At 71.6% G+C, this 204-nt stretch carries 1 protein-coding gene; it reads right to left on the bottom strand.

Going from position 1 to position 204, the window contains the following annotated elements; translation table 11 throughout:
• Nucleotides 1–204 (bottom strand): STAS domain-containing protein (locus tag J0695_RS40055; RefSeq protein WP_206969733.1); only part of this gene is annotated, 204 nt, incomplete at both ends.

Genomic DNA, 204 nt, shown 5'->3' with positions numbered 1-204 from the left:
CGGGACGGCGGCACAGCCGGACAGCAGGAAGTCGCACTCGGTCAGCGCGAGCAGCCGGGACACCACCCGCGACGGCCTGCGCAGGCGAAGGGTCGCCCCGGTGGCCGCGGCGTCCTGCCACACTTCGAGGAATACGTTGAGACCGCTGCAGTCGCAGAAGGTCAGCAGGGCGAGATCGACGTCGACGGTCAGGGCGCCGTCCCG

It is taken from the genome of Streptomyces beijiangensis, from assembly GCF_017315755.1.
GTDB classification, from domain to species: domain Bacteria; phylum Actinomycetota; class Actinomycetes; order Streptomycetales; family Streptomycetaceae; genus Streptomyces; species Streptomyces beijiangensis.
The sequence above is the reverse complement of the archived record's forward strand: the minus strand, read 5'-3'. Positions and strand labels throughout refer to the sequence as shown.